Source organism: Sphingobacterium kitahiroshimense (assembly GCF_025961315.1).
Taxonomy (GTDB): Bacteria; Bacteroidota; Bacteroidia; order Sphingobacteriales; family Sphingobacteriaceae; genus Sphingobacterium; species Sphingobacterium anhuiense.
The window spans coordinates 3,051,071-3,072,469 of record NZ_JAOQNK010000001.1 but is presented as its reverse complement, the minus strand read 5'-3'; the positions used below and the strand labels follow the sequence as shown (position 1 = coordinate 3,072,469).

Here is a 21,399-nt window from a genome sequence, read left to right as displayed (position 1 = left end):
GATACTAATTAAAAGAAATGTTAGATTTTTCAAAAAGTGACGGACTTGTCCCTGTAATTGTACAAGACGCCCAAACATTGGAAGTGTTAATGCTCGGTTATATGAACGAAGAAGCATGGCAAAAAACACAAGCCGAGAAGCGTGTTACTTTTTTTTCAAGAAGTAAAAACCGCTTATGGACTAAGGGTGAAGAAAGTGGGAACTTTTTAGAGGTTGTTGGCTTACATATTGACTGCGATAAAGATACGGTATTAATTAAAGCGAGACCTGCAGGCCCTACTTGCCATACAGGTAGCCGCAGTTGTTTTAATACTGATTTTAATCAAAACTTCTTGCTGGAGCTAGAGCGAATCATCAAGCATCGCTATGAATTTCCTTCCGATGAATCATATGTTAATCGTTTGCGTTCAAAAGGAATCAATAAGATTGCTCAAAAAGTAGGTGAAGAAGCCGTAGAAACTGTTATCGCTGCATTGACAGAAACAGAGCATGATTTTATTAATGAAACTTCTGATCTATTGTTTCACCTTCTCGTATTATTACGCGAAAAAGGAATTTCATTAGAGACAATTGCTAAGAATCTCGAAGGTAGACATCAATAGTATTGTTCTACGTTATTAAGATGTATAAAATTTGTAAAAAAGGCACCTACGGGTGCCTTTTAAGATTTATAATACGCTGTAAATTTACTGATATAGCTTCTAGTTGATGTAAATTTAGCTAAGTTTGTATAGGGTAATATGATTATGGATACATTAGAAATGGAATTAGCAGCAACATTAACTGGACATCAAAATCCTATCTTCGCTTTGGAGAGAGGATATTTTACCAATACGTTCTTTTCTGGAGGAAATGATAAAGGTGTAGTGGAATGGGATTTGCAAACGAAGTCATTCAAGCGCATTCTTTGTGCTGTAAGTTCTTCAATTTACGCCTTGCATCTTATCCCTAATACCTCTTTTTTGGCGATCGCACTTCGTGAGGGTAAAGTTATGATTGTTGATGTTGAAAATCAAAAATTAATAGCGAGCATTCAAGTTTCTAAGAAAGCAATTTTTGCCCTTCAGAGTATTCCGACCAAGAATGAGCTGGTTGTCGTAGGGGAGGACGGTATTGCTAGTGTATGGTGTTTGACAGATTACAAGAAGATATATGAATTTGCTATTTCCTCAAATACAATCCGTACGATTGCTCTTTCTCATGATCAAAAGAAAATCGCATTTGGAGATAAGAACGGGGATATATTTTTATTCTCTGCAGAAGATTATCATTTTCTATTAGCGAACCAGAAACATACCATGCCGATTACGAGTCTGATCTTCTCTCGTAGCGGACTTGAGCTCTTGAGTGGAGCTAGAGATGCCGCATTGAAAATCTCCGACGTAGCAACTTTAAAAGAGCAGCATGGGTTTGTTCCGCATATGTTTACCGTATATGGCATTTACCCACATCCCAGTTATCCAGTATTTGCGACGGTTAGCCGGGACAAATCTTTCAAAATTTGGGATGAGGAAACCTATGCTTTACGCAAAACAGTCAGTCGTGATAAATTTTATGACTCGCATACTTTATCGATCAACACCGGACTTTGGACTACTTCTGGAAAATACTTTCTCACTGCAGGTGATGATAAATTAATCAAAGTCTGGGAGATGAAATTGTCTTAGGTATTCTTAAGAAAGCAAAGCAACTATTTCAGTTAAATATTGCTCATCGACAGCATCGAAATCGTTGAGTTCGCTACTATCTACATCTAGAATACCGATGATGTTGTTGCCCTTATAAACAGGGATAACAATTTCTGATTTTGAAAGTGAGCTGCAAGCGATATGCCCGGGGAATTCATCCACATTGGGTACGATAATGGTTTTATTTTCTTTCCAGGAAGTTCCGCAAACGCCACGACCATACTGGATACGCGTACAGGCTACTGGTCCCTGAAAAGGTGCTAGTACAAGTTGCTCACCCTCAATCAAGTAAAAACCTACCCAGAAAAAATTGAACTGTTCCTTCAGTGCTGCGGCAATATTTGCCAGGTTAGCGATTTGATTCGTTTCACCGGTGATCAAGCCTTTTATTTGAGGAAGAAGAGCAATATATTGTTCTTCCTTTGTTCCTTTTTTAATTGTTAAATCTTCTGCCATAAAAAAAGCGCTATTATGCTGTTCAAAGTTAACAGAATAATAGCGCTTGTTAAAAATAAATAATCTTTCTTTACAACTTTTTCAAAGCTAATTTGATCATTCCTTCGACGGTCAGATTTGGATCCGTTTGGATGACAGTATTTAAAACTTTTTCTGAGGTAGCTTTATTGAATCCTAACATGACCAAAGCAGATAATGCTTCGTCTGGTACAGATTGTGCCATTGGAATCGTTGATAAGGATTCTACACCTTGTTTTTTTAGCTTATCCTGCAATTCTAAAATCAAACGTTGCGCTGTTTTAGGACCAATACCTTTTATTTGCTGAATCAGTGTAACCTGACCATTTACAATAGCAGATTGTATTTCTTCCGGTGTATTGGATGAAAGGATCATACGCCCTGTATTTGGACCAATACCTGATACTGAAATCAGATTTTCAAATAGTTTTTTTTCACCTTCTGTTGCAAATCCGTACAAGGTATGCGCATCCTCCCTAACCTGAAAAGAAATGAATAGCTTACATTGCTCCTGGTCTTTAATCAAGGAAAAAGTATTGAGGGAAATATGGATATAATAGCCAATCCCACCCACGTCGAGAATAACATGGGTAGGTGCTTTATGTGCTAATTTCCCGTTAAAATATGCATACATAGCGATACGGAATTAATTACCTTGTTTTTCGTGAGATTGTACATCGACAACAGCGATCGTTACCATATTCACGATTTCGCGAACTGAACTATCCAATTGTAATACGTGAACTGGTTTGTTCATACCTAATAAGATTGGACCAACTGCCTCGGCGTTGCCTACTTCCTGTAATAATTTGTATGCAATATTTCCAGATTCCAAATTCGGGAATACCAACGTATTTGCTGGTTGTCCTTTCAATGTACTGAATGGAAAGTTTGCTTCTAATAGCTCACTGTTTAATGCGAAGTTTGCCTGTAAATCACCGTCTGCAACAATTTCAGGATGCTCCTTGTGTACGATTTTAATTGCCTCACGTACTTTTGTAGGTGTGTTACCTTCGTTAGAACCGAAATTAGAATAAGAAAGTAATGCAATACGAGGGCTTACATTCATTTTTCTAACTGCTTTATCTAACAATACGGTGATGTCTGCCAACTCTTTTGCTGAAGGCTCTTTGTTAACAGTGGTATCTCCTAAGAAGATAGGACCTTTTTTTGTTAACATCATATACATACCTGCAATACGGCTACCTTCTTTTGCTCCAATAACATGGATTGCTGGTTTGATCGTATTTGCATAGTTTTTTGTTAATCCAGAGATTAGCGTATCGGCATCGCCAAACTGTACCATGCTAGCTCCGAAGTAGTTGCGGTCGATTAAAAGTTTTTTAGCATCTAATTTCGAAAGACCACGACGTTGTCTCTTCACAAATAAATGTTCAACATATTGGTTGACACGTTCTGTTTCCATTTCTTCAAATGGATCAATGATCTGTACGCCTGCTAATTCAAAACCGTACTCATTAATTAAAGCATTGATTTTTCCTTTTTTACCTAGCAAAATAGGAACTGCAATACCTTCTTCTTTTACGATCTGCGCCGCACGAAGTGTTTTGTAGTTATCTGCTTCAGCAAAAACAACACGTTTAGGATTACGTTTTGCTGCCATTGTCAAGTTGCGCATAATAGCATCATCTTGACCTAATCTTTTACGAAGAGTTTCTCTGTATTTATCCCAATCTTCAATGGTATGTTTGGCAACACCAGATTCAATCGCCGCTTTTGCTACTGCTACCGAAACTTCAGTGATCAAACGTGGATCATTAGGTTTTGGGATGATATAATCTGCTGAGAATTTTAGATTATTGGTGTTATATGCTAAGTTTACTTCTTCTGGAACAGGTTGTTTAGCTAGATCAGCAATCGCTTTTGTCGCCGCTACTTTCATCTCTTCGTTAATCGCTGTAGCACGTACATCTAAAGCACCACGGAAGATGTAAGGGAAGCCCAATACATTATTTACCTGGTTCGGGTAATCCGAGCGTCCTGTACCCATAATTACGTCGTTACGTGTCGCAATTGCTAGATCGTAAGCGATCTCCGGGTTAGGGTTTGCCATTGCTAATACAATCGGCTGATTAGCCATAGTCAATAACATCTCTGCTGTCAACACATCTGCAGCAGAAAGTCCGATGAATACATCAGATCCGTTTACCGCATCAGCAAGCGTATGGATATCACGATCGGTAGCGTAAGTTGCTTTCATCGCATCTAACGTTTCACGGTCACGACGAATAACACCTTTACTGTCTAACATGACAATATTTTCTTTTCTAGCACCAGCAGAAACGTACATACCTGTACATGAAATAGCTGCAGCGCCGGCACCGTTTACAACGATTTTTACATCCTCGATCTTTTTGTTGATCAATTCGCAAGCGTTGATCAAAGCTGCACAAGAAATAATTGCTGTACCATGCTGATCATCGTGCATGACCGGAATATTCATTTCCGCTTTTAAGCGTCTTTCGATTTCAAAACATTCTGGAGCTTTAATATCTTCCAGGTTGATACCACCAAAAGTCGGTTCCATTGCTTTTACGATGTTGACAAACTCATCCACATTTTTAGTGTCAAGTTCAATATCGAAAACATCAATATCAGCGAAGATCTTAAATAATAAACCTTTACCTTCCATAACTGGTTTACCGGCTACAGCACCGATATCTCCAAGACCTAAAACGGCCGTACCATTACTAATAACTGCAACTAAATTACCTTTTGCAGTATATTTGTAAGCATCTTCATTATTTGCAGCGATAGCTAAACAAGGCTCAGCAACACCTGGTGAATAAGCTAGCGATAAGTCTCTTTGAGAATTTGTTGGCTTGGTTGGCACAACAGCTATTTTACCAGGTCTACCCATTGAGTGGTAGTCTAATGCCGCTTGTTTACGATTTACATTACTCATTTTAATTCTTTTATATAGTGCTAGTTTGTTAAACTAAGGTTACAAATGTATCATTCTTTTTTTGAGAAAGAAATGATAATTAGTCAAAAATTTATTCTGAAGTGTCAATTTATTTTAATACATCAAGAAGTGTGAACATTCGTTTGCGCATAGCGCTAGTCGATCCTGAGTAATTATTCACTAACAGTGTGAAGGTAAACTTTTGTCCTGTGCTATTATTTTGGATACCTGTATAGCCCAGTGCACCTCCAATTGTACCGCTTTTCATCTTCATATTATTGTATTCGGGCAGACTTTTATAGAATTCCGGGAACCAGGATTGTGATTGAGCATATTGCATAATTTTGTTCATTGCAGCAGTCGTTACCCTATTTTGTGGAGAGAGACCGGACCCATCCTGATTGTTGAGTTCACTGCTATTGATCTGCAATTTATTCTCCCAATATTTTTGAATAAAGGATGCTCCCTCACTCGTTTCAGTCTTTTGTGCCGTTTGGTATGCAATTGCTTTCAATAATGCTTCACCGTATAAGTTGATGCTTTTTTGGTTGAACCAGTAGATAATCGCAGCAAGATCGGGTGATTCATGGGTGTCCAGAAGATGTCTTGAGATTTCTGTTGTTGAAATCGCTTTGCTGTTACTTGGTGATTCAGCAGTTTTAATGCCGACATTCTTAAGTGCTTTTGTTAATTGAAAGGCAACATCATAAGCGGGATCCGGTACGGAGATTTCAATTGTTTTTTTGAGATCTGAACCATACGTGCCCCTGATGTAAATATTTGTAGCGTAAGGACCTGAATAAGCATATACATTGTCGCCCGAGCCGTTTTTTCCGGTAGTCACTTCGTTCGTGATTTTTACATAGGAAAGATCCGCAGTGAGCTTTTGTATTGTTGCTGGTTTTCCAAGCGCATCGTTAGGTGTGAAAACTACCCCTACGGTATTTTCTCTCCAGTTTAGTGAAGACACTCCTGCACCGTAATAGTTTCCAATATCGGACCAGATCCAGCCACCTGGAACTTTATATCCTTGATAGCGGCTATCATCACCGATGATACGGCCTTTTATTTCCTTAATACCTGCATTCTGGATTGCGTAAATCCATTTGTTGAGTATTTGTTCTTCACTGGTTTCAGGGTAACGGTTACTTCCTAAGGTAGGATCTCCACTACCTTCAATAATAATATCTCCATGGAGCACGCCGTCGGCCTGTATCGTTCCGGTATAAGATAGATTGGTTTTAAATTTAAAATCCTTGCCTAGGATATCAAATGCTGTGCTGGCGGTGATAATCTTCATCGTAGAAGCCGTTGCTAATCCTATCTCTTGATTATGCTGAAAAATGGGTATTCCTGTGCTTGCATCAAATACGGATAGCGATGCTGTACCATTTTTTAATGAAGGGTCTTTTTCAAATTGACGGTAAGCTTCTTCAATTTTTGTTTTTGTTGCTGACTGTGAAAAAGTAGGAATACTGTATAACGGGGATAAGCAGATACTGAGAAGGGTAAGGGATATACTGGTTTTCATTAATATTAAATCTTTCTGTTTTCATAAAGATACTATTGTTTGATCAAAAGTGTTTAATATGAAAGTCAAAAGTTACCCTTGAAAAGGTGTTTACTTCTTGAAATTTTATAACTTGCATGATCAAATTAAAGAAACAATGACGCATTCAGAAAAATTGACGGCAATTAGAAGTCTGATGAAAGAGCAAGGTGTTGATGGTTATATCATTCCTTCTTCTGATCCGCATATAAGTGAATATTTACCAGATCGTTATAAGTGTATCGCTTGGACATCAGGGTTTACAGGTTCAGCAGGTACTTTAGTTATTACACAGGATTTTGCTGGTCTGTGGACAGACACCCGTTATTTTGTTCAGGCAAATGAACAGTTGGCAGGAAGCGGTTTCGAACTTGTGAAATTAAAAGTTCAAGGGAATGCGGAGTACGCAGATTGGTTAGGCGAGCATTTAACAAAAGGTGCCAAAGTTGCTTTTGACGGTAATTTAGCTTCTTTGTTAGTTGCACAATCTGTTCAACAAATCTTGAAACCTCTTGATATTGTAGTTGACGGTCATGTGGATCTATTGTCTCCATTGTGGGAGGGTAGACCGGCTTTGCCTTTAGCAAAAGCATATTTATTGGCCGATACGACAACAGGTCAATCTACAAAATCTAAATTGGCGGCTGTTCGCGCTGTATTGGCCAAGAATAGAGCACAGGCACATCTGGTTTCTTCTTTAGATGATCTAGCTTGGTTGCTTAATATCCGCGGACGTGACGTACCATGTAATCCTGTTGTTTTAGGATTCGTTTATGTGACAGCAGATGAAGCTATTTTATATATTGAAACAGCTAAATTAGACTCGGAAACGGTTATCAGTTTAGAAGCTTCCGGTGTAACTGTTAAGCCTTATGAGGAAGTGTATGCACAAGTGAGCAATCTAGCTGTAGAATCTATTTTGATTGATCCGAAAAGAACTTGTTTTGCTATTTATGATTCTATTCCTTCTGGCGTAAAAATCATTGAGAAAATCAATCCTTCAGCTTCTCTGAAAGCCATTAAAAATGAAGTAGAGATTGGACATACGCGCGAAACGATGATCAATGATGGTGTTGCGATGACTAAATTCTTTAAATGGCTGGAATCGGCAGTGCCTGCCGGTGGTCAATCTGAGATTTCTATAGCCGCAAGATTACAAGAGTTTAGAGAGGAGCAACCTGGTTTTAATGATATTAGTTTTGGTACCATTGCCGGCTATTTAGACCACGGTGCATTGCCACATTATTCCGCTAGTAAAGAAAGCAATTACGATTTAAAAACGTCAGGGCTGTTATTGGTCGATTCGGGAGGTCAATATCAGACAGGAACAACAGATATTACGCGTGTGGTTTCGTTGGGAAATATTACGCAGGAAGAGAAGGAAGATTATACAATTGTATTGAAAGGTACGATAGAAGGTAGCCAGGCTATTTATCCGCAAGGATCTAAAGGCTATCAGATTGATGCGATTACACGTCGTCCGATTTGGGCTACATTACGTAATTATGGCCATGGTACTGGTCATGGTGTTGGTTTCTTTTTGAATGTGCACGAAGGTCCGCAGACATTTAATGCCGCAAATATTGATGTTGCAATTGAAGCGGGAATGATCAGTTCGATTGAACCGGGGTTATACCGTGAGGGAAAACATGGTATCCGTATTGAAAATCTTGTCTTATCAAAACATGCTGATTCTTCCATATTCGGAGAGTTTATGGATTTTGAAACATTGACAATCTGCTATATTGCAACAGATCTAGTTGATAAAACGTTACTGGATCAGCAACATATAAACTGGTTGAATCAGTATAACCAATGGGTTTATGATAAACTGGAAGGCAGATTGAATGATGATGAAAAGGCTTGGTTGAAAACCAAAACGCAAGCAATTTAAGATTATTTAAAATGTAATATAATAGGAAAAGGAGATCATATGATCTCCTTTTTTAGTTTAATGTAACGGGCATGCTATAACGTTTTAATTTTTTAAAATTAATGCTACTTTTGTTGAAAGACCAAATCACTATCATGCGTAAAATCCTATTTTTAAGTTTTATTTTTTTCTATTCTTCTGTCTTATTCGCACAGAAGAACCTGATACCGATGCCTCAGCATTTGGAGATATCAAAGCAAGGTTCCTTTCCTTTAAAAGGAAATCTAACCGTTGGAGCAGGGGCATTTGAGACCCAAGCAAAATATTTGGCTAATCAATTAGAAAGCTTATTACAGACGAAAGTTACTCTTAAAAAATCGGGACCAATCCGATTTCAGAAAATCAACAATACTGTCTCGGAAAAGCATGATTATTATGAATTAAAGATAGGTCCTAGTGGTGTCTTCATAGCCGCTTCTACAGAAAGTTCCGCTTTTTATGCTGTTCAAACTTTGTTGCAGCTTGTGGAGGAGAACCAAGCTAGTGGAAGTATTCCTGCTTTGGAAATTAAAGATTATGCGAAGTTCACTTATCGTGGTGCACATCTTGACGTCAGCAGACATTTTTTTACTGCCGATGAAGTGAAATTATTTTTAGATTATTTATCGCGTTATAAAATGAATAAGTTTCACTGGCATCTTACAGATGACCAAGGATGGCGTATTGAAATCAAAAGTCATCCGAAACTTACCGCTATCGGAGCATACCGTGCAGTGACAGATGATGTGAAAGATTCTAAATTAACTAAAGATGGCCGTTACGGCGGATTTTATACACAGGAGCAGATTAAAGATGTTGTTGCCTATGCAAATAAACTACAGATTGAAATAATCCCTGAAATTGAAATGCCAGGTCATGCTCAGGCTGCATTGGCTGCATATCCTGAACTTTCTTGCACTGGGGGTCCTTTTCAGGTAGGAACAACTTGGGGTGTTATGGATGATATCTATTGTCCTAAGGAGGAAACTTTTGCGTTATTGGAAGATGTGATCGATGAAGTTGTTACACTTTTTCCAAGTCATTATATTCATATCGGTGGCGACGAGGCACCTAAAACAAGATGGAAAACCTGTGCACATTGCCAGGAAATGATTAAAAAAGAAGGATTAAAAGATGAGTTCGAGTTGCAATCTTATTTCATCAAACGGATGGAAAAATACATCAATGCAAAGGGAAAAGATATTATCGGCTGGGATGAATTTTAGAAGGCGGTCTGGCTCCAAATGCCACAGTTATGAGTTGGACAGGTATTGAAGGTGGTATTCATGCCGCAAAGACAGGACACGATGCCATCATGACTCCCGTCAGTCATATGTATCTGGATTATTATCAAGGGAATCCGCAATCTGAACCGTTGGCTTTTAATGCTGAACTTCGCTTGGATAAAGTGTATAGCTTCAACCCGATACCCAAGGAGTTGAATGCGCAAGAAGCAAAGCATATCTTGGGACCACAGGCCAATATGTGGACGGAGTATATTACAAATTTTAAACATGTTGAATATATGTTGTTTCCTCGATTGTTGGCTTTGTCTGAAGTGGCATGGGGAACATCAAAACCGGAAGCGTATAAATCTTTCGAAAACAGGGTGATTCATGAGTTTACTTATCTGGACAGAAAAAAGATCAATTATAGTAAAGCTATTTTTGAATTGAATGGTAATATCGTTTCCAGAGACGGAAAGATGTATTATGAATTGTCAACAATCAAAAATGATAATACGATTCGCTATACTACAGATGGAACAGCACCGACTGTTCAAAGTGCCGTTTATAAGGAGCCTGTTGTAGTGGATAGAACAATGACCATCAATGCTGCAAATTTTAGTGCTGCACGTATGGTCGGTTCGGTCCTGAAGCAGGACTTTGTAATCAGTAAATCTACTGGGAAATCTGTTCAACTATTGCATGAGCCAAATGAAGCATATCAAGCTAACGGTACAGCAACATTGGTGGATGGAGTTTATGGAAATAAGCAGTATTTTAAGAAAAACTGGTTAGGATTTAATGGTAAAGATTTAGTGGCTACGATTGATATGTCTGAGCCAGTTTCATTTTCAAATGTGGAACTGAATGTCGTTGATCAAAATGCGAGTTGGATATACTATCCGCAAGCTGTTAAAGTTTATATTTCTCAGGATAATCAAAATTTTACTTTAGTAAAAGAGGTGGGAAAAGAAGTGATCGCCGTATCTAAAGGGACCATCAAATTGTCGTTTGAAAAGCAGACTGCTAAATTTGTTAAAGTTGAAGTGCAACATCTGAATAAGATTCCTGCAGGATCTGGTGGTGCGGGTTCGCCGGCTTGGTTATTTGTGGATGAGCTGTCGGTATATTAGTATTTATCATACCTATTGAAATATGCTAAAGAGCTACTTTAGGATCTGAATACAGACAGATTCATAAAGTAGCTCTTTTAATTTGTCGGATGCAAGATTAAATAAATAGCATCATGTTATGCTTCATTATTGAGTTTGCGGATCAATTCATACAATTTAAGTTTATCTATGGGTTTCAAAATGTATCCATCAATGAATGGATAGTCTTGAATTTGTTCCCTATCGGTCCTGCTTGTTGATGAACTTATGATATAAATGTTCAAAAGATTTAAAAAGTCATGACCAAACTCTTCTAATTTATCCATCATTTCCCAACCTGTCATAAAGGGCATGTTAATATCGACAAATATTATTTCTGAAGAAGGATCGAGATTTTCCTTTTTATTTTCAAAATACTCTAATGCATCTAGCGCATTTTCAAATAAGTTGATCTGTAGCGGAAAGTCTGGAAAACTCTTGATCATGTTACTGAAAATAACGCGTAAAATAGCATTATCATCGACAAGGGTGACAGTTCTTATTTTTATAGTATTGGTTGATCCCATTTAGTTGTTTTCTAAAAAATTTACTAAAAAAGTAGTGCCGTTATTTGGCTTGCTAATAACATCGATCTTACCTCCTAAAGATTCAATCTGATAGCGTGTGATGAATAAACCTAGGCCTTTGCTATCAAAGCCACGATGAAAAACTTTTCTAAACATAAAGATTTGCGATTTGAATTTGGGTAGGTCAATGCCTATTCCATTATCTTGGATGCTCAATAAGGTTGAATTATTCTGTTGATATGTTCTGATATGAATTTGTGGCTGAACACGGGGAACGGTGTATTTTAGTGCATTGCTAAGCAGATTATAAATAATACTTTCGAGATATATTCTAGAGTATTGCAAATACTCAATCTCAAAATCTGTTGTCAGGATCACTTTTTTACTATATATCTCTGCTAAAAATTGATCATATACCTTTTTAAAAATTGTAGGCAAATGACAGTTCACCTTTTCTATGTTTCTATTTTGACTAATTTCTAATATCTCTGATAGCTCTTGCAACGTATCTGTTAGACTGTTGTTACTACTTTTCAGTAGTCTAAAATATTCTTTGTTAACTTCTTTTCTGTTTTCATCTTTCAGTTCATCGATGAGCATATGGATATTGCTTACGGGCTCTCTTAAATTATGGGCTACAATATGATTAAACTCTTCCAACTGGCGCACTTTAGTTTCCAGATCTATCTTGACAATTTCGATTTCCTTTTTTTGCCTTTCTAAAATTTCAAGATTCTTTTTACATTCCGATATGTCCTGTAGCTGAACAATAAAAAAAGATACTTCATTACACTGATTATGTACTGCCGAGGTGGTTACTGAACACCATACATAGTGGCCGAGTTTATGGCGGTACCGCTTTTCTAACATGAAGCTGTCTATTTCTCCTTTTAACAATCGTTGACGTTGCTTATAATCATTATCGATATCGTCAGGATGTGTGTAATCAAAAAAGTTGGTGCAGGATAGTTCATCTTGCGAAAAACCTAAAATTTTAGTGAGCATTTTATTTGCATCAAGGCAATAACCTTGAATACTTGTCAATGATATCCCTAATCCGGAGAAATGAAAAGCTTGATTGAATTTATGTTGATTATATCTAATTTTCTCAAGCGATTTAATTTTTTGGGAAATATCGGAGACAACAACTGCTACACGATCTTTTGCTTTATGTATGGGTTTAATTTTTAATTTGAACCATCTACCTTTATGCGTATCAAAAGGAGAAGGAAATTCCATATGATAAACCTTGTTATAGGTTAATGCCTTATTGATCAATGGTAATGTTTTTTCGGCCATTTCCGAAGGAAATAGATCTGCAATATTTTTGTTCAAAAATTGCTCTGGTTCATAAAATAATAAATCCGGTTCGCTGGTCCAATAGTTTTTGAAAACTCCTTCTTTAGTTACTTCAAAGACAATATCATCGAGCGATGTTATTAAAAGTTGAAGTTCTTGTTTGCTATCTAGTAACTTTTTGTTTTCATTGACGAGTGGGGAAACATCCTGAATGCTGATGAGCATGTGGATATCAGGTCTATCAGGTATTAATTTAGAGCTAAAAGAAAGCCAGATAAACGTATTGTCTTCTGTTGTGATACCGTAGATCATATCACGCTGAACCGCACCAGTCTCCAATGTCCTAAAAAATGATAATTCATTGGGATGTATCGGATGTTGACTTTCTTTGCTGTAGAAGACCAACGCCTCATGTATTTTTTTATGTGCTATTTTGTCATAAGGTAATAAGGATTTCGCCTGATTATTTAATGCCAAAATATGCCCTTCACAATCAAGCGCAACTAATCCTTCAAAACCTAAAGTTTCTAGAAGTATATTTTGTTTGTCCAATGCTTGATTGTGAAATTTCATTCGCAATTCTAGTTGAGAAAACCTGTTTTTCTAATGTTGATGCATGCAAATGTGCACATTTTCTTGAAATTTAATAGCAAAACTGCATATTCAAATGTATATTAATGGCCTTATATGCTATACATAACCCATATTTATTTAATTTTTTCTAACCAAATACTGTTTAACCAAAGTTGTTGATTTCCACCTGTCTGGAACGTGATCTTTTGTTTACCTGTTTGACGAATATGAAATGTACCTATGGAAGTGTTCACAAACTCATCGGTGTAATTATTCTCGTTCGGTTCTACTACCATTTTTCCATTTGGTGTTAGTTTTCCTGAAGCTGTTTGATTGCTTGTTTGAACCTTAATTTCTACCGGATCTGTATTAGGATTATGTGCAGATACATCTATTTTATAAGTTCCTACTTCAGGAAAATCTATCTCCCAGACAATGGTTTCTCCAGCTGTTTGAATATGGTTAGGTTTTTTTCCGTCATAACGAATTACTTTTAATTGTTCTCTGTTTTGTGCATTAGTACTATTTAAAGCAAAACCACCAAAAGTGGACTCAGCAACGATATCTTTATCCAGTTGCAATGGTTCATTGTAATGGATTACTATGGTAGATACATAGTTGTCTGTTTGCTTATTGGGAAGATGTACATGCAGGATGCCACCAATTTGTTCAAATTTTAAATTTTTATTGTCTGTCGTTCCTTGTATGGATACCTGTGCTGGTTTTGTTTTAATTCCTGATATCCGCAATACCCGATCCAGTGGCCAATTAAACACCTGAGCATATACATTTGTTTGTTTTCCTGTAGTTTTGGTTGTTAAATACCCCCAATCATGCTGGTTGGCTCTTAGATCTAGACCAGTTGCCCCATAGATACTTTCTCCATGTTTATTGAGCCATTTACCGATATCTTCAAGTCTTGATACACTTTCATAAGGTACAGTACCATCTGCACGAGGTCCAATATTTAAGGTAAATCCACCGTTTAGGCTAACATTTGAAATCAGCGAATTGAAGATCTGACTGGTTGATTTCCATTCATTTTCTTGACCGTTGTAGCCCCACGAATGTGCAATAGTACCTGGTGTTTCCCACGGATGTTGAATGTATGAGGTTCCAAATTGATTATCGCCGAAGGTTTCAAAATCAATATTTTTCTCATCCGTAGGTAAACCTAGTCTTGAATTAATCAGGCAGTTGGGCTGTAAGGTATGAATAAGCTCCACAACCTGTTCAAGCTGTTCTTTTTTAATTATTGATTTTTGATACGGAATCCACATATCAAACCACATAAGTGCGATATCGCCATAGTTTGTTAAAAGTTCACGTAATTGTGGTATTACTTTTTCCTGCCAATACTGATTGTACTGGGTGTCGGTGACATGTCCTGTGAGCTCCTGATTATGATCCCAGGCATATGGGTGTTCCCAGTCAATCCAATGTGAATAATAGAAACCTAGCTTCATGTTATGTTTTTTACATGCTGCAGCTAATTCTTTGATGATATCTCGATTGCTTCCGCTTAATTTACTAAGACTATAATTCCCAATTTTGGTATCCCAGATGGCTACACCGTCATGGTGTTTTGTAGTCATGATGATATATTTCATGCCTGCCTTTTTAGCAAGCAGTACCCATTCTTCAGGATTGATCTGATCCCATACGAAGCGTTTCGCTAACTCACCATATTCATCTTTAGAAACCCGGTTTCGATAGCGGAGCCATTCTGCGTAATTGTTGATATAGCGTAGTTTTTCGCCTTTCCACAATCCTTCTGCGCCACTGTATAAACCCCAGTGTATAAACATCCCGAAGCGATCATGACTAAACCATTTGGTTTTAGGATTTTCCTGGGCAAAAAGTGTAAATGTTAACGTTAAGAATAAAGAAATAGTAATTGAAATTCTTTTCAGATTTTGTAGCATAAAGGTTCCAGTTCTTATGTCTTACTAATATAGTGAAAAAAATCTTACGTAGGGCTAGTGATAGATGATTTTGGTTATTCTACTATCTTAGTTTAGGCGTAGTTATTTCAGTTTTATTTTTCTTACTTCTTGTCTAATAGGATAATAACTATTTTCGATTTTTACCTGAGCACATTTTATTTAAATTGAAAACGCACCGTTACACAAACGTAGGTTCCTCTCTTTTAATTTTTAGGGAGCAAACGAAGATCAGATGATTACCAGATTATGTCTTTTAACATTACTTGTTCAGTGTTTGTTCAGTGCTTGCTCAGTGATCACTCAGTGTAGACTGTATCAATAATGACTGATTACTGTCTAAAAATTGGTTAAAAATTGGTATTAGTTATCATATGGTATTAGGATGTTCCCGTTCTAACTTGATTATCTATAAAACTAATCAGGTAATTCAGACAATCTTTTGTCATCCTAAATTGCTTTTAGCACATCAAATTCGTGGAACCGTATGGTGAGTTGTTCATCTTTATCCAAGAAGAGCTCCGGATCAAGTTATAAGTAGTCTTCCAAATGATTTTTTTCATTGAATTGAAATCCAACTAACCGTTTGAGAATTGCGCGTTCCATAGACATATTTCCGGACAATTGATCGAGATTGGATTGGAGTGCCCGATACACTTGCTTATTTAGCCTGTTGATCATCTGTGAGTCGTAAAGATTCTGGTGAATCTCTGTAAAGCCAAAGCTGAACTATGTAGCTGTAAAGTATAGATGTTATTGTAATTCATATCTTTTGTATAGATATTTTATACAAATAATTTAAAATTACAATATTTAATATATATTTGTATATTAAATCTATACTAATTATTTATTGTTAAATCTCTAATTATGCAACTTAACACCCAATTATTGGTCGATCGATTGGTTCAGCGGATTGATTTAGATCGTATTTTTTTGTTTAATTTTCTCAATGATAGCGACGAAAGTCCACATCTTTTATTAGTTGTTAATCCTATAAAGGGTATCTCTGTTCAAAGTATTGAACCTATTATCCGCCTCTGTATGGCCGATATGCCCGATATTCCATTCCATGTGATCTGGACAGGGGAGTGGAGTAATCAGTTGAAAAAAGGAAGCCTTTATTTTACGTATGCTTCTTTGCCTGCACACCTGCTTTATCAGGCAGACAGCAAAAAGAGCCCCATTTTAGGGGGTAAGCTCGTGATCAGTTTAATGGAAATGTCTCATGTAGACTATGCTAAAGGCAAAAATTTAGCCGATGAATTTATGTTCGCATGTTACAATTTTCAATCTAAAACGGATTATTTTCAAGCAACTGCCATGTTGCATCAGTTTATTGTGTTGCGGTTAAAAGGATTTCAAACCATGGCGGGTGTAACGATTGGTAAAGCACAAAATCTGGAGCATATTCTTAAACTGATGCGGGGCACTTTACCTGGACTTTTTAAGATTTTTACTTATGATGCCCATAGTACACCTTTGTTGCGGTTATTGGATACTTGTCATAGTTATTTGAAGAAAAAGGATCGTCTCGATATTTTAGAAGAGGAATTTGAGTTTTTACTGGCGCATTGTCAGGCATTTGGTCAGGCTTTGGATAGTATGGTTGATTATATTTGGAATGGCGTAGCGGTATATATTAAGGAGAAGAGTGATCGTGCTGCTGCTGTATCGGTAGCTAAAGATACTGTTGCTATTATGGCTAAAAAATCTCATCCAATAGTTTCAGGGCCTGCTACATTGGAAAATTTTTCAGGTTTTCCATGGCCACAAAAATATAAGGATGATGCTAATTTACTTCTTGATAAGTTGTATTCAGGCTGTCATCCAGAACAGATCTTATTGGTCAATTATCAAACTGACGGCTTATCACATGGTAATCCTTTTCAAGAGCGTGTTGCTCAAGAGGAGAATGGTATCAAAGTTGAACTTTTTCTGGTGGTGCTTACTAAACGGAACTCACCCTATACATTTCAGATTAGGAAAGTGGGTGATGTTCGAGCATCAGTTGTATTTCTTGATTTGCCTTATGTGGAAAAGCAGTTGACTCTTGGAGGCCGGTTTGTGAGTGTTGTCTGGCAGAAGTCTTGGATTTTGCGGCAAAAGTCTACTTTCAATTCTAAATTGGTACCTGTAGTAGTAGATTGGTCTGCAAAATTTGAGAAAATTAAAATCATATCAGAAAATGCTGTTGTTGTGATGCGTAATATATTGATGACGATAACAGACTCTCCACTATTGATGGCAGATACGGCTTTGTTGCTATTGCGCGAATTGTACAGTATTGGTATACAGACCTATCTGCGATGTGCTGTGGGATATATCCCTAAAAATACTGATTTATTGGATCTCATGGAGTGGTCTGCTATTGCCAGTACCGATGTAATAGAGGGTATTCTGAATGATAATGAACTCGATATGTTGATCCTTTCCATCATTTTGAAACCACAGGAGATCTGGTGGAAAAGTGCGGCAATGGATATGGATGATCAGCATAAAAATTTAATCATAACGCGTGCTCGTTCCGTGGTTGAATTGTATGAACGACTGTTAAAAGCCGTCGTTAAATCTATAGAACAGCGTATCGAGCAAGTTAGCTAGGGAATAAACAACAAACAATAAATTTATGGGAATTAATAAAGTACAGGATAGCCAAGAGCTCTCCTTAGCCACTGCTTTGCCTAAACGGAAGTCATCAGAACCTTTTCAGATTCCTTGGGAGGATGGAGATCCTTTTAAAATGGGAAGAGAATATCTTTTACAGTTTTGTAAAAGGAAGTCTTTTGGGATCGATTATTCCGGGCGGATAACAGTTCATGTAAATGGTATACCTCCACATTTTGAGATTCGTAAACCTGGTGTGGAGGAGGTTGTTCAGATTAAAGTAAGTCGTGATTATCTTGAAGTTAATTGTAGTTGTGGGAAAAAGGCAAAGGGACTTTGTACACATGAAGCCCGTTTTCTTTACGACAAAATACCAGATAGTAGGGATCTTTACTTTAAAGGGCTTTATCCCAAAGTTCTGGACGAACTCTTACCGTGGCAACTCAAGATGCTACATTTTGAAATAGAAGATTTTTACGGTAGTATCAATTTAAAGATATGCAACCATACTACATATGGTAGGATGTTTAAAGTAATGGGACAGTCGTCGAATGATGAACAAAGAATCCAGATTCCAGATAGTCATATTATCGCGGACATGCCAGCGGAGAAGAGTGATAACGTTAAGTTTTTTGTTCCGCTCAATTTTTTGGCTTTTGGAATCCCTGTTGTTTTTCCATTTAAATCCAGGAGTCCGAATTCCGATTCTTTTACAAAGAGTTATTTGTTTGATGAATTACAGACCGTACTTTTCTTGAGCCCAAAAGATGGATACCTAGAGCGTTTCTGCAAAAGAATTGTCTCTCTTATTCTGGCTGATAAGGCTTTTAAAGAAAAGAATCTAGGTAGTTTAGATTTTTATAGTCATTATCGTAAGAACCAACAACAGATACTGCAGGTCTGGCGCGATCTATTATCGGATCCAATATTTAATATTAACCTTAATTTCGTCAGTACAAATCGATCATATCAATATGCTTATCAGATCAATTTAAGTAGAACTTACGGCCTACATAGTTCTCAGGTTTTGCTGGCAGCAGATCGATTAACAATAAAAGCACATCTTTATGATGAAGTCGTTTATCAAAAGCTCGTCGTGGAGGTATATGTAGATGGTATTCTTCTCGAAGAACCTACTTTTCTTGATTTTAAAAACTGTTACTTCTTAAAAATCAGTGATGCTCAGGTGCTTTTTATCGATAATCTTGAAATGGAATATCTGTTGCGCCGCTTTCGGGCTTTTGACTTTACTGTCACGGCTCTGCCGGAGCAGTACGCTGATTTTTTGACGGATTTGGTTGTTCCGTTGAGTAAATCTTGCTCTCTTGAGATTCACTCTCATCAGGAAATAAAGAGGAGACATGTTCTCTACGATCCTGCGTTTAAGCGGATGCTGACGATTCGTGAGCTAGATAACTTTCTTCATCTGGAGGCACATGTTGTATATGAAAATATAGGAACTTTTCCACTGAAATGGGATGCTAATTTGGTAATTGCACCGAAACAGGAAGACTTTACTTATTTTATGCGCGACAAGATACAAGAGGAGGAATTTCGAAGTTTTATTTTGCAACAGCATCCCTCTTTGGCATCATCTACGGCTGATAGTAACTGGTTTATCCCGATTGATTTACTTCAGCATCGTAGTTGGTTACATGATTTTATTGATAAGTGTAAGTCGGAGGGTATCTTGATTGTACTTGAGGAACTTCAAGTTGGTACTTCCTATTATCAACATCAGCTCAATTGTACGGTACGGAATATTCATTTTGAAAATAATCAATGTGCAATTTTGTTGGCTCCTAAATTTGGCAATCAGGCTATGACAATCTCTGATTTTGAAGATCTGATTATGGAGGGACAGCAAGTATTTCGATTGCCCGATTCTTCTTATGGAATTATAATGAAAGAGGTTCGACATCTCTATAAGCCTTTATTTTTAAGTTCGGTTCGGGATGAAGACAGCTTAGTGCTCAATACGGTACAGCTTATTTCGCTACAGCCTAATTTGGAAAAGATAGATGCTAAAATTATTCAAGGGAGCATCCGAGAACGTCGGGAGAAATTGATGAATATGGATGAGATGCCTTTGCTGAATGTTCCTGATACTGTGTTGGCGACATTGCGCCCTTATCAACAGGTTGGATTCAGCTGGATGGCTTTTTTGAATGAGTTTGGTTGGGGTGGTCTTTTAGCGGATGATATGGGATTGGGTAAGACCCTGCAGGTAATTACTTTGCTAGAGTATTATTATCATGCAAATCCTCAAGGTGCTCCTTCTCTTATTGTATTGCCCAATACGTTGTTGTTTAACTGGGAGCAGGAATATCAAAAATTTGCGCCGAACCGTCTGGTTCGAGTTTATCATGGGAAGTTACGAGCGCCTGTTGCGGAGTTAGAAGCGGGGACTGTTGTGTTGACGACATACGGTACGTTGATGACGGATGTGGAAGAGTTTGAAATGACGACATTTAGCTATCTGGTTATGGATGAGTCGCAGGCTGTGAAGAATCGGAATTCAAAGCGTTTTGAATGTTTGTCTGAGATAAAAGCATCTTATCGGATCGCGATGACCGGTACGCCTATTGAAAATGGGATTCAGGATATCTATTCACAAATGATGCTGGTCAATCCTGGTTTTTTTGGTAATTATCGAAATTTTAATAAAACGTATAAAGGTGTTAAGGATGAAAATCTTGTACAGGAAACTGTGGGAAGCCTTCAAAAGGTGATCGCACCTTTTATACTTCGCCGCACTAAAAAACAAGTGGCTCTTGATCTTCCCGAAAAAACAGAAACTGTCCTTTATATGGATATGCTTCCTGACCAAAGGAAGGTTTATGATCGATATAGGAAACTTTTTAAGGGGGAATTGAAAGAGAATCTAAAAGGAAAAGATGCATCGAAGTCTAAGTTTTTGGCTATTGAGGCGCTCAGTAAATTGCGGCAGATCTGTAATTCTCCGAGCTTGATTAAAGGGGAGGTGTTAACGAGTTCTTCAGTGAAATTAAATTATATCGATGAAATTTTGGATGAGGTTGTGCCAGGGCATAAGGTTTTATTGTTTTCTTTTTATACGTCTATGTTGCAATTGGTGGGAAAAAGAATCGCTGAAAGGGGTATAGACTATGCGTATTTGGATGGTAAATTGAATCAGTTGGATCGGAAGAAGGCGGTGGAAAGGTTTCAGAATGAGGATGATTGCCGGATCTTTTTGATCAGCTTAAAAGCTGGTGGTACGGGGTTGAACCTGACGGCGGCGGACTATGTCTATATTTTGGATCCTTGGTGGAATCCTGCCGCAGAGGCGCAAGCGATAGACCGTTGTTACCGCATCGGTCAGGATAAACATGTGATGGCTTACAAAATCGTGTGTAAGGATACGGTGGAAGAAAGGATCTTGGAGATGCAGGCGAGTAAAAAGAGTGTGGCTGATGGGTTGATTTTGGATGAAGCGAATCTGATGAAATCGTTGAGTAAGGATGACCTGCTGAAATTATTTGAATAACCTTTATAAACTTCAA

General features: G+C 37.5%; 14 protein-coding genes. 7 read left to right on the top strand and 7 right to left on the bottom strand.

Annotated elements, in window-relative coordinates; genetic code table 11:
• Positions 1-17 precede the first annotated feature (17 nt).
• Positions 18-602, top strand: coding sequence for a bifunctional phosphoribosyl-AMP cyclohydrolase/phosphoribosyl-ATP diphosphatase HisIE (gene hisIE, locus M2265_RS13585; RefSeq protein ID WP_132772467.1), 585 nt, complete (start codon positions 18-20; stop codon positions 600-602).
• A 144-nt stretch (positions 603-746) separates the two neighbouring features.
• Positions 747-1,667: a WD40 repeat domain-containing protein gene (locus M2265_RS13580; RefSeq protein ID WP_031287868.1), complete on the top strand. Its 921-nt coding sequence runs from the start codon at positions 747-749 to the stop codon at positions 1,665-1,667.
• A gap of 6 nt (positions 1,668-1,673) precedes the next feature.
• Here M2265_RS13580 and M2265_RS13575 read toward each other — a convergent pair whose 3' ends face one another.
• The 4 genes from M2265_RS13575 to dacB form a co-directional block, all read right to left on the bottom strand.
• The gene (locus M2265_RS13575; protein ID WP_132772466.1) at positions 1,674-2,144 is read right to left on the bottom strand and encodes a GAF domain-containing protein; all 471 of its coding nucleotides are present in this window, start codon (positions 2,142-2,144) and stop codon (positions 1,674-1,676) included.
• A gap of 70 nt (positions 2,145-2,214) precedes the next feature.
• Positions 2,215-2,796, bottom strand: coding sequence for a Holliday junction branch migration protein RuvA (ruvA, locus tag M2265_RS13570; protein ID WP_132772464.1), 582 nt, complete (start codon positions 2,794-2,796; stop codon positions 2,215-2,217).
• A 12-nt stretch (positions 2,797-2,808) separates the two neighbouring features.
• Positions 2,809-5,088, bottom strand: a complete 2,280-nt coding sequence (locus M2265_RS13565) for an NADP-dependent malic enzyme (RefSeq protein WP_132772463.1) — start codon at positions 5,086-5,088, stop codon at positions 2,809-2,811.
• 109 nt (positions 5,089-5,197) lie between these two features.
• On the bottom strand, positions 5,198-6,619 hold the full coding sequence (gene dacB, locus M2265_RS13560; protein ID WP_132772461.1) for a D-alanyl-D-alanine carboxypeptidase/D-alanyl-D-alanine-endopeptidase: 1,422 nt from the start codon (positions 6,617-6,619) through the stop codon (positions 5,198-5,200).
• Between the two features lie 136 nt (positions 6,620-6,755).
• On the opposite strand from dacB, the gene M2265_RS13555 reads away from it, so the two are divergent.
• The 3 genes from M2265_RS13555 to M2265_RS13545 all read left to right on the top strand — a co-directional run bounded on the left by M2265_RS13555 (position 6,756) and on the right by M2265_RS13545 (position 10,908).
• On the top strand, positions 6,756-8,531 hold the full coding sequence (locus M2265_RS13555; protein WP_132772460.1) for an aminopeptidase P family protein: 1,776 nt from the start codon (positions 6,756-6,758) through the stop codon (positions 8,529-8,531).
• 134 nt (positions 8,532-8,665) lie between these two features.
• Positions 8,666-9,775, top strand: a complete 1,110-nt coding sequence (locus M2265_RS13550; protein ID WP_264599354.1) for a beta-N-acetylhexosaminidase — start codon at positions 8,666-8,668, stop codon at positions 9,773-9,775.
• Positions 9,769-10,908, top strand: a complete 1,140-nt coding sequence (locus M2265_RS13545; RefSeq protein ID WP_413716346.1) for a family 20 glycosylhydrolase — start codon at positions 9,769-9,771, stop codon at positions 10,906-10,908. Before M2265_RS13550 ends, M2265_RS13545 begins: the two co-directional genes overlap by 7 nt.
• 116 nt (positions 10,909-11,024) lie before the next feature.
• Here the strand turns inward: M2265_RS13545 and M2265_RS13540 are convergent, their stop codons facing one another.
• The 3 genes from M2265_RS13540 to M2265_RS13530 form a co-directional block, all read right to left on the bottom strand.
• A complete protein-coding gene (locus M2265_RS13540) occupies positions 11,025-11,453 on the bottom strand; it encodes a response regulator (RefSeq protein ID WP_132772457.1) in 429 nt (142 codons plus the stop codon).
• Complete coding sequence (locus tag M2265_RS13535) at positions 11,454-13,325, bottom strand: PAS domain-containing sensor histidine kinase (protein WP_132772455.1); 1,872 nt, start codon at positions 13,323-13,325, stop codon at positions 11,454-11,456.
• Positions 13,326-13,459: 134 nt separating this feature from the next.
• Complete coding sequence (locus tag M2265_RS13530; RefSeq protein ID WP_243655488.1) at positions 13,460-15,250, bottom strand: alpha-L-fucosidase; 1,791 nt, start codon at positions 15,248-15,250, stop codon at positions 13,460-13,462.
• A gap of 888 nt (positions 15,251-16,138) precedes the next feature.
• Here M2265_RS13530 and M2265_RS13525 point away from each other — a divergent pair.
• Both M2265_RS13525 and M2265_RS13520 read left to right on the top strand, forming a co-directional pair.
• Positions 16,139-17,872: a hypothetical protein gene (locus tag M2265_RS13525; protein ID WP_132772453.1), complete on the top strand. Its 1,734-nt coding sequence runs from the start codon at positions 16,139-16,141 to the stop codon at positions 17,870-17,872.
• Between the two features lie 25 nt (positions 17,873-17,897).
• Positions 17,898-21,383, top strand: a complete 3,486-nt coding sequence (locus M2265_RS13520; RefSeq protein ID WP_132772452.1) for a DEAD/DEAH box helicase — start codon at positions 17,898-17,900, stop codon at positions 21,381-21,383.
• Positions 21,384-21,399: the final 16 nt, after the last annotated feature.

Coding starts and splice junctions, on each gene's coding strand:
- hisIE (WP_132772467.1), top strand. CDS start 18: ATGTTAGATTTTTCAAAAAGTGACGGACTTGTCCCTGTAATTGTACAA.
- M2265_RS13580 (WP_031287868.1), top strand. CDS start 747: ATGGATACATTAGAAATGGAATTAGCAGCAACATTAACTGGACATCAA.
- M2265_RS13575 (WP_132772466.1), bottom strand. CDS start 2,144: ATGGCAGAAGATTTAACAATTAAAAAAGGAACAAAGGAAGAACAATAT.
- ruvA (WP_132772464.1), bottom strand. CDS start 2,796: ATGTATGCATATTTTAACGGGAAATTAGCACATAAAGCACCTACCCAT.
- M2265_RS13565 (WP_132772463.1), bottom strand. CDS start 5,088: ATGAGTAATGTAAATCGTAAACAAGCGGCATTAGACTACCACTCAATG.
- dacB (WP_132772461.1), bottom strand. CDS start 6,619: ATGAAAACCAGTATATCCCTTACCCTTCTCAGTATCTGCTTATCCCCG.
- M2265_RS13555 (WP_132772460.1), top strand. CDS start 6,756: ATGACGCATTCAGAAAAATTGACGGCAATTAGAAGTCTGATGAAAGAG.
- M2265_RS13550 (WP_264599354.1), top strand. CDS start 8,666: ATGCGTAAAATCCTATTTTTAAGTTTTATTTTTTTCTATTCTTCTGTC.
- M2265_RS13540 (WP_132772457.1), bottom strand. CDS start 11,453: ATGGGATCAACCAATACTATAAAAATAAGAACTGTCACCCTTGTCGAT.
- M2265_RS13535 (WP_132772455.1), bottom strand. CDS start 13,325: ATGAAATTTCACAATCAAGCATTGGACAAACAAAATATACTTCTAGAA.
- M2265_RS13530 (WP_243655488.1), bottom strand. CDS start 15,250: ATGCTACAAAATCTGAAAAGAATTTCAATTACTATTTCTTTATTCTTA.
- M2265_RS13525 (WP_132772453.1), top strand. CDS start 16,139: ATGCAACTTAACACCCAATTATTGGTCGATCGATTGGTTCAGCGGATT.
- M2265_RS13520 (WP_132772452.1), top strand. CDS start 17,898: ATGGGAATTAATAAAGTACAGGATAGCCAAGAGCTCTCCTTAGCCACT.